The sequence below is a fragment of the Planktothrix serta PCC 8927 genome (assembly GCF_900010725.2).
Lineage (GTDB): Bacteria > Cyanobacteriota > Cyanobacteriia > Cyanobacteriales > Microcoleaceae > Planktothrix > Planktothrix serta.
This window is the reverse complement of the sequence record NZ_LR734886.1, coordinates 27,333-40,119: the sequence shown is the minus strand read 5'-3', so window position 1 is coordinate 40,119 and position 12,787 is coordinate 27,333. Positions and strand designations below refer to the sequence as shown.

At 38.0% G+C, this 12,787-nt stretch carries 9 protein-coding genes; 2 read left to right on the top strand and 7 right to left on the bottom strand.

All coding sequences use genetic code 11. The features are described from left to right. Positions 1–376: 376 nt before the first annotated feature. The 3 genes from htpG to PL8927_RS26180 form a co-directional block, all read right to left on the bottom strand. On the bottom strand, positions 377–2,356 hold the full coding sequence (htpG, locus tag PL8927_RS26190; RefSeq protein ID WP_083626834.1) for a molecular chaperone HtpG: 1,980 nt from the start codon (positions 2,354–2,356) through the stop codon (positions 377–379). A gap of 128 nt (positions 2,357–2,484) precedes the next feature. Continuing rightward, a complete protein-coding gene (locus PL8927_RS26185) occupies positions 2,485–3,243 on the bottom strand; it encodes a sulfotransferase (protein WP_231506153.1) in 759 nt (252 codons plus the stop codon). 5 nt (positions 3,244–3,248) lie between these two features. Then, on the bottom strand, positions 3,249–4,148 hold the full coding sequence (locus PL8927_RS26180) for a sulfotransferase family protein (protein ID WP_083626832.1): 900 nt from the start codon (positions 4,146–4,148) through the stop codon (positions 3,249–3,251). An 88-nt stretch (positions 4,149–4,236) separates the two neighbouring features. Between PL8927_RS26180 and PL8927_RS26175 the strand changes: the two genes are divergently transcribed. Further along, positions 4,237–5,484 (top strand): glycosyltransferase family 4 protein, encoded by a 1,248-nt coding sequence (locus PL8927_RS26175; protein WP_083626829.1) that lies wholly within the window; start codon positions 4,237–4,239, stop codon positions 5,482–5,484. Here the strand turns inward: PL8927_RS26175 and PL8927_RS26170 are convergent. Beyond that, positions 5,457–6,566 (bottom strand): glycosyltransferase family 4 protein, encoded by a 1,110-nt coding sequence (locus tag PL8927_RS26170; protein WP_083626827.1) that lies wholly within the window; start codon positions 6,564–6,566, stop codon positions 5,457–5,459. The genes PL8927_RS26175 and PL8927_RS26170 overlap by 28 nt on opposite strands. A 276-nt stretch (positions 6,567–6,842) precedes the next feature. Here PL8927_RS26170 and PL8927_RS26165 point away from each other — a divergent pair, with 276 nt between their 5' ends. Next, positions 6,843–7,790 carry a glycosyltransferase gene (locus tag PL8927_RS26165; protein WP_083626825.1) on the top strand — a complete coding sequence of 316 codons (948 nt, stop codon included), beginning with the start codon at positions 6,843–6,845 and terminating at the stop codon, positions 7,788–7,790. A gap of 13 nt (positions 7,791–7,803) precedes the next feature. Here PL8927_RS26165 and hpsE (PL8927_RS26160) read toward each other — a convergent pair whose 3' ends face one another. The 3 genes from hpsE (PL8927_RS26160) to clpB all read right to left on the bottom strand — a co-directional run bounded on the left by hpsE (PL8927_RS26160) (position 7,804) and on the right by clpB (position 12,750). After that, the gene (gene hpsE, locus PL8927_RS26160) at positions 7,804–8,742 is read right to left on the bottom strand and encodes a hormogonium polysaccharide biosynthesis glycosyltransferase HpsE (RefSeq protein ID WP_083626823.1); all 939 of its coding nucleotides are present in this window, start codon (positions 8,740–8,742) and stop codon (positions 7,804–7,806) included. A 33-nt stretch (positions 8,743–8,775) separates the two neighbouring features. Further along, a complete protein-coding gene (hpsE, locus tag PL8927_RS26155) occupies positions 8,776–9,759 on the bottom strand; it encodes a hormogonium polysaccharide biosynthesis glycosyltransferase HpsE (RefSeq protein WP_083626821.1) in 984 nt (327 codons plus the stop codon). A gap of 138 nt (positions 9,760–9,897) precedes the next feature. Beyond that, on the bottom strand, positions 9,898–12,750 hold the full coding sequence (clpB, locus tag PL8927_RS26150; protein ID WP_083626819.1) for an ATP-dependent chaperone ClpB: 2,853 nt from the start codon (positions 12,748–12,750) through the stop codon (positions 9,898–9,900). Between the last annotated feature and the right edge of the window lie 37 nt (positions 12,751–12,787).

Below are 12,787 nucleotides of genomic sequence, written 5' to 3'. Positions count from 1 at the left end.
GTAGGGGTGGGTTCTGTAATTATCTTCATTTCTGATCAAGAATCTAACTAAACCCGCCCCTCTAAAATGCGATCGCCTGAGAATAGAGGGCGGGTTTAGGGAGATAATTACTAATCATTAAAGCTCGTCTCGGAACCCGCCCCTACGGTTTAATTGTTGATTTTTTTCCACAACAAAATGTAGGGGCGGGTTCTGTAATTATCTTCAATTCTGAGCAATAATCTAACTAAACCCGCCCCTCTTAAATGCGATCGCCTAAGAATAGAGGGCGGGTTTAGGGAGATAATTACTGATTATTAAAGCGGGTCTCGGAACCCGCCCCTACGGTTTAATTGTTGATTATTACTCAAATGCGATCAGGGTTTTTACTGTCATCTTAATGGGTGGTTAACCGGGTTAAGACGTGGTTAGAACGTTCTACAAAGTCCTTCATTCCCTCAGCATCAAAGCCTTTTTGAGCAATTAACGCTAAATCATAGACATGATGACAAATCATATTCGCTAACTCCGCCGAAGGAGACTCGCCGCCCTCTTGAATAATTACTCCTTGACTCAAATTAACTAAATTCTGAATCAACGGATGGGCGGTATTAATTAACAGAATATGTTCTTCGGGAAATTCCGCCTTTTGTTGCTGTATTAAGGCTGTCATATCCTGTAACCGTCGCATAAATTCGGGTAATAATACCATTGCTGGCGGTGTATTTTCCGATTTCAAGGATTCAGTACGAATCGTTAATTTTGGCTTGTTCAAGGCTGCGGTAAACAGGTCTTTAATTAGTTCACTGCGGGTTTTATTAGTTTTAGGATCAACAATTTCGCTATTGTTATCTTGATCAATTAAATTGTCATCGAGTTCCGCATCGACCCGCGAGAATTTAACCTCGGTATGTTCCCGTTCTAGGAAACTAATAAAATGACTATCAATAAAGGAATCCAAGAACAACACTTCTAACCCTTGGCTAGTGTGTAACTGGATATAGGTGGCTTGAGTTGTTTCATCGGTACAATAAAATACCCGATTTTCATGGCGTTTTTGGTTGCGTTCGAGATACTCGCTTAAAGTGCTGTAATAACGACCTTTTTCATCGGTATTTTCAGGGGTTTGGGAAGCTACCTCCTGCCAAACATCTCCTTCTTCCGTTTGTACCTGCACCTCAACAGCTTTTTCTTCGTTATTAACAGGTTCAGGGGTGTAGGTTGTCCGGTAAATTAGAATATCCTCAACTTGCTTTTTAAACTTATCATCGTTGAGGGAACCGAACTTGACAAAAGTACCGATATCTTGCCAACAGCGAATATATTCTTTGCGATTATCCCGATATAATTCTTTGAGACGGTCTGCGACTTTTTTCGCCACATAGTCGGCAATTTTACGGACAGTGCGGTTGGTTTGTAGGGCGCTGCGGGAAATATTCAGGGGAATATCGGTACTATCAATAACCCCCCGTAAAGGCATCAAGAATTTGGGGATAATATCTTCGCAGTGGTCACTGACAAAGACTTGATTACAGAACAGTTTAATATTCCCTTGGGTAACATCAACATCGGGTTTGAGTTTGGGAAAATAGAGAATCCCATTCACAATAAAAGGATAGTCGGTATTCAGATGCACCCATAACAGGGGTTCTTCTTGGAAAGGATAGAGATAGCGATAAAGTTCTAAATAATCTTCTTGGGTTAAATTATTAGGAGATTCCCGCCAAGGTGCTTTTTGGCGGTTGATGGTTTCGCCGTCCAATTTAATCGGGACGGGCATAAAATCACAATAGGTTTTAATTAATTGACGGATGCGGGAGGGTTCAGTATATTCGATTTCCTCATCCATCAAAGTTAGGGTGATGGTTGTTCCCCGTTGAATACGGCCAGAGTCTTCGAGTTGAAATATCGGAGAACCATCGCACGTCCAGTGAACAGCTTGGGCACCTTCTTTGTAGGAAAGGGTATCAATTTCGACTTGACGGGCGACCATGAAGGAGGAGTAGAAGCCTAAGCCAAAGTGGCCAATAATGGCATCGTTGCTGCTGGCTTTATATTTTTCGATGAATTCTTCGGCGCTGGAAAAGGCGACTTGGTTAATGTATTTTTTCACCTCGTCGGCGGTCATCCCGATGCCATTATCGGTGATGGAGAGGGTTTTGTTGTCTTTATCAACGGTGATGGTGATTTCGGGTTCGCCAATATCCCCGGAGTATTCCCCAGACCGGGACACCATATTGAGTTTAGCAATGGCGTCAACGGCGTTGGAAACGAGTTCCCGCAGGAAGACTTCATGGTCGGTGTAGAGGGATTTTTTGATAATCGGGAAGATATTCTCGGTATGGATGGTAATCGTTCCCTGTTCAAGTACAGTCATAGGTATGTGAGGTTATCTATAAAATTATGGTTGTTGTTTATGATTGTGTGCGATCGCCTAACCTCAATAAACGTAATCCCCCTACAGCTTTGATTCGGTTTTCCCTACGTTAAGGCTAGGGAGTCCCATTAATTCGGGTTTTCAAGGAATCTTGCATATCGCGTTTGTTGCAGTTTTGTGACTAATTCCTCATAGTTTACAATGCGTTTGGATAAATCAGAAGGCATGAGTTTAACGAAGTTAGTCGTTACTGATTCTGGGGGAAGGTCTAGCCAATTAAAAATTTGATCGGCTGTTTTTTGCTGTGACTCTGGAGTTAATAAATGATCTTCATAAATTAAGGATAAACAAGGTAAATTTTGAATGATTTTATGTTCATACTGTTCTAATTGTTCACTGTGTTCAATCCAGTTTATTAAGGTTTGATAATCAACATAAATTTTATGATTTTGAATTGTTCCTTGACTGGATTGATGATGAAATTTTTGTTGTCTGGCGTTAATATTAGAAAAAGCATGAGTCAGGAGATTTCGACGACGAAGATAAATAATTTGGTAGCCATGTTGATATAAATTAGTTAAAAATTGAGTGGAATTGATAATCGGTTGAATATCTCTCATCTGATAGCTCAATAATTTGAACCCATAAACAGGACGTTGACAACGAGAAGCACAAACATTAATCTGTAAACGAGGAAAGGATACCCAATCATGCAAAATTTCTCCATCACAGTAAATCTGACTATGGGTATTTAATAAACTGACTAATAAGGTACTTCCTGAACGACCTCGACCAAAAATAACAAATCGTTTTTCGGGTAATAATGGACGATTCCAGAGATACTTCCCATAGGTTTTAAAATTAGAAAAAATGTTTTTTTTATTCACGAGATTCATAATTCTTTTTCTTTCTGTTCCCTGTTCCCCGTTCCCTGTTCCTTGCTATATTTAGATAATTTATTGCTAAATTCTAAATTAGCTTCCGAGAGTTCTTGAAGAATATATTGTTTTTGTTCTTCATTAAACAGTTGATGAAATTTTTGATCAGAGGGATTATAAATTCCCTGTTGTACTGAAACCTTCCAAGATTCAAAAGCTAATGTTAGTTTTTCAGCCACTTTTTGATAATCTTGCAGCATTGCGGGTTCATATTCTACGCCAATAAAATCACAAAGTTGAGCTAAAATCAAGGGTTGATTTTCGATCAGTTGTTCATATTGAACTAAAATATGATTAGGTTTATGTAAATGTTGGGTCGTCAAACGAACATCTTTAACCCATTGTCGAATACAACGGTCTAAATCCCAAGCCCCTTTCCAGTCATTAGGATATTGATGAGTAACATCATAAAGAGAACTGACAACATCGGCTCCATTGCGAACTAAATGAATAAATTTAGCCCCAGCAACTCGTTTTTCAATATAATTAATATAATATAAATTTCCAGGAGTTTTTTCTAGCCATAAAGTTTTTCCTTGCTGTAGGGTTAATTCATCTAAAACTCGAATAAATCCCTTCACATACTGAAAGGTAAACACGGCTGTTTTAGGTAAATATCGTTCTAATTCGGGATGACCTGTTTCGGCTAAAAATTGGTTAAATCGTTTTCGAGATAAAGGGGACGGAATTCTTAATTTTGTCCGCCAACTTGAACGATTTCTTAACAAATAACGAAAAAAATGAGATTCAGGAAAAGATGCAATTTGGGAATGGGCTGCTAATAAACTTTGTAATAGCGTTGTTCCTGAACGGGGACAGCCAACCAGAAATAATCGCGGGTAAGAATGTTTCAAGGAAAGTAAGACCTAAACCGATAGCTTTGGGTTAATTTCTATTATACAATTTCTTTAGGTCAATTGTCATCAACGAAGGTTAAACTTAATGCTAAATACTTCAGTACGGACGTTATTTATTACCCTAGATTTACCCTATCCTCCAAGATCGGGTGCGCCCCTACGAAATTGGCAGAATATGAACCTAATGCGGCAATATGGGAATGTGGCTGTTTTTTCTATTTTTAAAGGACAACCCCCCCAGAAAACTTTACCCGGAATACAAAATTGGTATCACTACGATTTGGCTCAAAAACGGCCATTGAAAGAACGATTACAAAATCGATTATCTGGGTTAACACCCTGGAGATATGCTTATATTGATTTTTTTTATACCCAACCTGCTGTTGATATTTTAAAGCAAATTCTCAAAGAATGGCAACCCACAATTGTAATTTTTGAGCATTTATGGTTATGTCGTTATCTTCCGATTGTTCAGCGTTATCCCTGTCAGATTATTTTTGATGAACATAATGTAGAAGTAGATTTATTTGAGCAGAAAATTCAGCAAATGATGGGATTAAGGCTAAAAACCAAGATGAAATTAGAAAAGTTTCATCTACAATTTATGGAAAAAAAAATGGCGTATAAAGCCGATCAAATTTGGGTCTGTAGTCAATCCGATGCTGAAAAACTTAAACAACGATATGGAAAAAACTTAAATCCTTATGTTGTTCCGAATGGAATCAATGTGACTGACTATGATATTGTGCGCCGAGGTGAATGTATTTCGGCTTTCGAGGGAAAATCTAATCCCCATACGTTGATTTTTATTGGGACATTTGGTTATCCTCCCAATGTTGAAGCGGCAGAGTTTCTCACCCAAAAATTTTATCCTGAAATTAAGCAGCTTTATCCTAATACTTTATTAATTCTTGTGGGCAAAAATCCCCCCCCAGCTTTAAAAAATGCAACACAACAAGAACCCGGAATTTTATGGACAGGGTTAGTTGAGGATGTTAAACCCTATTTAGCCGCCGCTACTATCGTGATTACACCTCTATTTAAAGGGGGAGGAACTCGCCTAAAAATCTTAGAAGCTTTCGCCGCCGATCGTCCTGTTGTTAGTACCACAAAAGGTGCTGAAGGACTCGATATTGAGAATAAAAAACATTTATTCATTGAAAATGAAGTAGAGGGAATGGTTGATGCTGTTGATCAACTTTGGTCAAATCCTTCCCTTTATCAACAATGCGTTGATAACGCTTACAATCTAGTTAAAACTCACTATTCCTGGGATGCTGTTGCGAATCGAATTCAACCCTTAATTCAAAATTTATTCAAAATAAATTCATAAAATTCTGCTGTTTCTTCAGCAATTAATCCCCAATCTAAAGCATCGCACTCTTGTTTAACTAATACACTTAAAGCCTGCAAATCAATAACGGTACTTTTTTGTAATGTTTTGAGTAAGTCTTGTTCATCCTGGGGGTCGTATAGGAGTTGACTAGCGACACCCAGGGTTTCGGCTATTCCGCCTAGGTCGGGTGCAATAATGGGTTTGTTATAGGACATGGCTAAAATCAAACTCCCTGATGTTAAAATTTTTTCAAAAGGAAACACAATCACATCCGCAGCACTCAAGAAAACGGGAATATTATTAGGGTGAACAAACTCTGGAATTAGAAACAATCCAGGTATATTTTTAGATAACTCTTTTAATTTTAAACAGTAGGATTTATCAACGGGTTTACCAACAATAACTAAGCTATCATTTGCAAAATAATTGTGATTATTTTTCCATATATCAATTAATTTTTCTATTCTTTTATAGGGTTTGAGATAACCAATATTCATATAAATATGACCGGTTAAGGGCAATCCTAACTGTTGTCGAGACTCGATTGAATTCAGACTAGCACCATAAACATCTCGATAATGTCCATGAGGAATGACAATGGCTTTTTTGTGATTAAATTTATAATCTTTTGCCACTAATTTTAAGCTTGAATAACTATGAAAAATCATCCCATTAACTAACCGAGATAAAATCTGTCTTGTCCAATATTCTAGTTCAGGAAACTGAGCATCATGAGCCGTTTGGTTATGAACAGTCCAAACAATTTTAAGGCCTAATATCCGAATTAAAATAATATCCAATAAAAATTTAACACAAGCCCAAAATTTAGCTCCTTTTGAAGATGCTTTTATATAAAATTCTAACCAGTGAAGATGAACAATATCAACAGAACCGAGTTTATGTTTTAAAACCCCTCTTAAAATCGGAAAAAAATTCAAATAGTAAGCCCAAAACTCAACCTGAATTTGTTCTTGCGCTAACCCTTGAGAAAGCAAGGATTGATAGGGATTATCCTGACGAAAATCCGGTAGCATTAAAACTTTAATTTTGGGAGAAGGTGGGATGTACTGGGAATTCATAATTTCAGATCTACAATAGAAATTATTTTGATGGGATAAAATCAGAAAACTTGTAAAATCTAAATAAAAGTTGAGTTTGAAAGCCAGAATTTATACCTTAAGTTTGATGCTTTAATCTAAATTTTGATCTATATGGTGTCAACTTAACATAGATATGTCTGTTTTTTAGTGAAATTTTATTAAGTTTTACAAATAACGACTAATAATCCTTGATTAGTTAATATGATTTTGATATATAATTATATTAAAAATTAGTCTAGAAAGTTTATTTTTAATATGGCGATAATCTCTGTAGTGATCCCAGCCTATAATGCAGAAAAAACGATTCAGCAAACGATTGATTCTATTTTAAATCAAACCTTTGAAGATTTTGAAATTATTGTAATTAATGATGGTTCAACAGATTCTACTTTAGATATTGTTTCTAATATTCATGATCCTCGAATTCAAGTTTTTTCCTATCCTAATTCTGGTGCTTCCACCAGTCGAAATCGAGGACTTGCTGTTGCTACGGGTGAATATATTGCTTTATTGGATGCGGATGATCTCTGGACTCCTGATAAATTAGAATCTCAATATCAAGCTTTACAAAACCATCCTCAAGCTGCTGTAGCTTATAGCTGGACAGATTATATTGATGAGTCAGGAAATTTTTTACAATCTGGTAAACATCCAACTTTTAATGGGGATGTTTATCCTGAGTTATTAATTCAAAATTTTTTAGAAAATGGTTCTAATCCTTTAATTCGTCGGGAAGCTTTTGCAGAGGTTGGAGGATTCGATGAATCTCTATTAGGTGGACAAGATCGAGATTTATATATTCGTTTAGCGGCTCGTTATCATTTTGTATTAGTTCCTGTGGTTCAGGTATTTTATCGAATGTCTACTAATTCTATTTCATCTCAAGTGATTAGACAAGAAAAACAATGTGTAGCCGTGATTGAAAAAGCTTTTTTGCAAGCTCCTCCCACCTTACAGCATTTAAAAAAACAAAGTTTAGCTAGAATTTATAAATATTTAATATATCGAGCTTTACAAGGATATCCATCCCCAGAAAAGGGTCGTGCTACCCTCGGATTTTTATGCAATTATATTCGCTATGATTCCGCAGCTTTACAACAATGGCGATTTTGTCTGGTCATTTTTGTTAAAAGTTTAATTATTGCTATATTTCCCCCGTCAATCGCTCAAAGAACCTTATCCCTATTGAAAAATATTTTTTAATAGAGAGAGAAGATTAATGTTTTTTGAAGATAGCTTTTTGTAAAAAGTAAAAAGGACTGATAGCACTCGCTCTAAAAAATTCTAATTCACAAGCAGCAACAATATCAATTTTAATATTATTTTTATGATCAATTTTATATTGAAGAGAGCGTTTAATCCCCCCCAATATAACTTTTAAAAAGATCATGGGTTTTTTCCAGGTAGGCGTGATTAACATTCTAAATTGACAGGATTTTAAACCGTATAAAGAAGCCAGAGATAATAAATAATTTTTGTCGAGACGCTCAGAAGGAATATAGTGATCAAGGTGCATTTTAGGGTTATACCAAATTTCCCAACCTCCCTTATATAAATTTAAGGAAATTTCATAATCATTTCCCCCTCGTCCTGTATTGAGCAATTTAGTAGGAACATGATCCAACCAAGCTTTTTTTCGTACAACTAAACCAGCACCAGAAGGAAGTTTTAACTGTTCTGGACAAAATAAAAACGGCTGATCACCACTTTCTCGAATGGCTAATAATAAATGTTCAATTCGTTTAAAATTTTGAGGAGGTTCTACTTCATAAATGCCATGAATTTGTCCCCCATAACTTCCGGCTTTAGGATGTTCTTGACCAAATAAATATGCTTCTAACACCCAATTTTTATCGGGAAAATTATCATCATCCAGAAAACCAATCAACTCTCCTTGACTTTCTTCTACTCCGCGTTGTCGGGCAAATGCAATTCCCTGTTTTGCTTCAAAAACATACTTTAGCGGGAAAACTTCCTGCCAAGATGCGATCATATTCTGAACCAGATCAGCCGTTTGATCACTACTATTATTATCAACAACAATAATTTCCCAATTGATATTTTCTGTTCCGGTTTGCGATCGCAATTTTTCTAAAACATCGGAAACACGACTTGCACCATTATAGGTGGGAATAACAACTGTAAAATCGATCATATATTAATCCTAAATCGGTTATCATTTTTTATCCTAGATGTTGGCTTGGGTTTCTAAACCCCTATCGAATTTTTTCAGATAAGATGTTTTCCACAAATAAAAAGGGCTGATTACACTACTTTTTAAAAATTCCATTTCACAAGCTGCAACTACATCAATTTTTAATTCTTTTCGATGTTTCAGATAGTAAGCGATCGCTTTTCTAATATCATTGGCTAACCCCAAGGGAAATAATAATGGCCGTTGCCAAGGTTTGAACCTTAACATCCGAATATGATGCCGCGCTAACCCTGTATTCTGAGCTACATTGATTAAATAATCCCGTTCTAAACGATAGGCAGGAATTTGATGATAAGTTTTTAAAGCCGGACTATACCAAATTTCCCATCCCTTTTGTTGAATATAAAGCATTGCTTCAATATCTTCACTCGCTAACCGAATATTTCCTACCGGGCCGGTTAAAAACGTTTCCTGGGGAATACTTTCACACCAAGCTTGTTTACGAACCACTAACGCTAAAGCCGGAGGTAATAACTTGTGTTTGGGTTCATAACGATAAGGCTGATCTCCTCGTTTTGTAATGCCAAAAAAGCCTGAAATTCGTTCAAAGTTTTCGGGGGGTTCGATTTCATAATTTCCCTCTACTTGACTAGCATAAGCTCCCGCTTGCGGATGATTTAGAGCAAATTGACAGGCTTTTTCTACCCAATCTAAAGCGGGTAAATTATCATCATCTAAAAAGGCAATGAGAGGGGCTTGAGACTCTTTTACCGCTCGTTTTCGGGCAAAAGCAACCCCCTGTTGCGGTTCAAAATAATATTTCAAAGGTACAAAATATGACCAATTTTGTAGGTAACTTTTAACCAGTTCTGCGGTATTATCGTTGCTATTATTATCAATAATAAAAATTTCCCAGTCGATCTGTTCTGTTCCGGTTTGCGATCGCAATTTTTCTAAAACCGCAGGTAAACGGGTCGCCCCATTATAGGTGGGAATAGCCACAGTGAGATCAACCATAGGATTTACAAACCTGAAAAGTGATTAATAGGATGAGCTACGCCCATCACAATTCTATCTATCGAATCTTTAAAAGGAAATGTTGCTATTGTTTGAGCAGAATTAAAGCAGATCAGATGGGCGTAGCCCATCCTACAGTTATTCATCTTTGACAGGTTCAACCGTAATAATATCATCCCCCTCTGGACTTTTAGACGTGCTTAAAATCACAGGTTGAACATCCATTTCTAACGGATCAGCTTTTGTTTTTTTTCGCATAGGTTGAACATTCATGACTAACGGTTCTTCTTTCTTCTGGGGGATTAAAGGTTGATGATTAAATACTAACTTCTCTTCCCCTTTTTCCACATAAATTGTATCTCCCGTGATGAATTCTTGCTCTAACAATAAATTCGCAATATTGTTTTCTAATTCCCTCTGAATTGCCCGTTTTAACGGTCTAGCCCCATACACAGGATCATAACCAATATCCGCTAAATAGTCTAACGTAGCCGGAGATAATTCAATCGATATTTTCTGATCCGATAATAACCGTTGAATCCGTTTAACTTGAATCGCCACAATATATCGCAGTTCCCCTTTACTTAAGGAATGGAATAGAATCGTATCATCCACCCGATTTAAAAATTCTGGGCGAAAATGCGATCGCAATGCCGTCATTACCCGCTTCACCATTTCCTCATAACGAGATTCATCCCCCGCCACATCTAAAATATGTTCCCCCCCAATATTACTCGTCATCACAATTACTGTATTTCTAAAATCAACAGCCCTCCCTTGAGAGTCCGTAATTCTGCCATCATCTAATACCTGTAATAAAATATTAAACACATCAGGATGAGCTTTTTCAACTTCATCAAATAAAATCACCGAATAGGGATGACGTCGCACCGCTTCCGACAGTTGACCGCCTTCGTCATAACCCACATACCCCGGAGGCGCCCCCACTAACCGAGAAACGGCGTGTTTTTCCATATATTCAGACATATCAATCCGAATAATAGACTCCTCACTATCAAATAAAAACTCCGCTAACGCCTTCGCTAACTCGGTTTTCCCCACCCCCGTTGGCCCCATAAACAGGAAAGATCCAATGGGACGACCGGGATCTTTCATTCCCGCTCTGGCCCGTCTAATTGCCGCAGAAACGGCCGCCACCGCTTCCTGTTGTCCGATTACCCGTTGATGTAAATGACTCTCTAAGCGCAGTAATTTCTGCCGTTCTGACTCCAATAAACGGTTAACAGGTATACCAGTCCATTTAGCAATAATGGCGGCGATATCGGCTTCTGTGACCTCCTCCCGCAACATCGAAGAACCCTGAGATTGTAACTTGACTAATTCCGCTTCTTTCGCTTCCCGTTCTTGATGTAAAATTTCTAATTGACCATATTTTAATTGTGCTGCTTTATTCAGATCATAAGCTCGTTCTGCCTGTTCAATTTGGACTCGCAATTCTTCTTCTTCTTCCTTAAGTTTATTAATACTATCTAACAGTTGTTTTTCCCCTTGCCATTGGGAAGCTAGTTTTTCCTGTTTAGTTTTTAATGTCTCAATTTCTTCTTTAATTCGTTCTAAACGAATAGCAACCCCCCCATCATTTCGGCGGTTAACTTCTCCATTCCCTAAACTTTCCCCTTCTATCGATAATTTCTCCATTTCTAACTGCATCACCCGCCGATCAATTTGTTCTAATTCAACGGGTTTAGAAGTAATTTCCATCTTCAATTGGGCTGCCGCTTCATCGACAACATCAATGGCTTTATCGGGTAAAAAGCGATCGCTAATATACCGACTCGATAACATGGCCGCCGCCACTAACGCACTATCGGTAATTTTCACCCCATGATGGCGCTCATAACGGTCTTTTAATCCTCTTAAAATTGATATAGTATCTTCAGGAGAAGGTTGATCAACATAAATTTGTTGAAACCGTCGTTCTAAGGCCGGATCTTTTTCAATATGTTTACGATATTCATCAACGGTTGAAGCGCCAATACAACGTAATTCTCCCCGTGCTAACATCGGTTTTAATAAATTACTGGCATCCATTCCCGATGAACCGCCCCCCGAACCTGCACCCACAACGGTATGTAATTCATCAATAAATAATACAATTTGTCCTTCAGAATGGGTAACTTCTCTTAATACCGATCGCAATCTTTCTTCAAATTCTCCCCGATATTTTGCCCCAGCAATTAAACTTCCCATATCCAAGGAAATTAACTGACGATTTTTTAATGATTCTGGCACATCGCCGTTAACAATTCGTTGAGCTAAACCTTCTGCGATCGCCGTTTTTCCGACTCCGGGTTCACCAATTAAAACCGGATTATTTTTAGTTCTTCTTGATAAACAACTCACCACCCGACGCACTTCTTCATCTCGTCCAATAACGGGATCTAGTTTTCCTGCTTTAGCTAATTCTGTTAAATCTTTTCCATATTTTTTTAGCGCTTCATAACTGGTTTCCGGGCTTTGGGTTTCAACTTTAGAACTTCCCCGAATGGCTTTAATCGCTTCTTCCAATTTCGGACGAATTGAAGGAGAACGTCCGGGGCGGTCATAGCCGGGACGTCCGGGGCGTTGGGCGGTCGGTTGTTCTCCGGCTAAGAGTTTACGGCCAATGCGATCATCTTCGGAGAAAGCCAGGATTAAATGTTCTACAGAGATAAATCCATCTTGTAGGGCTTGACGAGATTCTTCCGCCTTATCTAATAGGATGTCGAGGCTTTGTCCTAAATATAAATGTTCAATGCGTCCGACTTTGGGTTGACGTTTGGTAAAGGCGTCTAACTGTTGGCCTAAAATATCCGTATCCACTCCCGCCCGACTCAGGAGACTGGTGGCGAGTCCATTTTGTTCAAGCAGGGCGGTGATTAGGTGTTCGACTTCTAAATTCTGATTTTGAAAACGACGCGCTACATCCTGGGACTTAACAACGGCTTCCCAGGCTTTATCTGTAAATTTACTTGGATCGGTTGGTTGCATCGTTGAGCTTATCAATAAAGGGTAATGTTGGCGGTTG